This is a genomic window from uncultured Neptuniibacter sp., assembly GCF_947498015.1.
In the GTDB taxonomy this organism is placed as follows: Bacteria; Pseudomonadota; Gammaproteobacteria; order Pseudomonadales; family Balneatricaceae; genus Neptuniibacter.
On record NZ_CANMIR010000030.1, the window covers coordinates 1 to 552 of the forward strand.

Annotated in this window: 4 tRNA genes; all 4 read right to left on the minus strand. The window is 54.7% G+C overall.

The annotated features are described in order from the left end of the window. Positions 1–2: 2 nt before the first annotated feature. A tRNA-Val gene (locus Q0882_RS16635) sits at positions 3–78 on the minus strand. Between the two features lie 65 nt (positions 79–143). After that, positions 144–220: transfer RNA gene (locus Q0882_RS16640), tRNA-Asp, on the minus strand. 107 nt (positions 221–327) lie between these two features. Beyond that, positions 328–403: transfer RNA gene (locus tag Q0882_RS16645), tRNA-Val, on the minus strand. 65 nt (positions 404–468) lie between these two features. Next, a tRNA-Asp gene (locus Q0882_RS16650) sits at positions 469–545 on the minus strand. Positions 546–552: the final 7 nt, after the last annotated feature.

Here is a 552-nt window from a genome sequence, read left to right on the forward strand (position 1 = left end):
AGTGGTGGGCGTGGAGAGGCTCGAACTCCCGACATTCGCCTTGTAAGGGCGACGCTCTCCCAACTGAGCTACACGCCCACTAAGCAGATGGCTTATTACGACTCTTTCAGCGCTTCGAAAAAGAAGTACCCATAGGGGATTAATGGCGGAATGGACGGGACTCGAACCCGCGACCCCCTGCGTGACAGGCAGGTATTCTAACCAACTGAACTACCACTCCACATTGTGACGGGACTCAAACCCGTGACCTCTCTCTGCCTTAGCAGTGACAGGCTACCAACTACCGATAAAACCCCGCAGTGGCTGAAGCTTTCGCTTCGTGCTTAGTGGTGGGCGTGGAGAGGCTCGAACTCCCGACATTCGCCTTGTAAGGGCGACGCTCTCCCAACTGAGCTACACGCCCACTAAGCAGATGGCTTATTACGACTCTTTCAGCGCTTCGAAAAAGAAGTACCCATAGGGTATTAGTGGCGGAATGGACGGGACTCGAACCCGCGACCCCCTGCGTGACAGGCAGGTATTCTAACCAACTGAACTACCACTCCACATTGT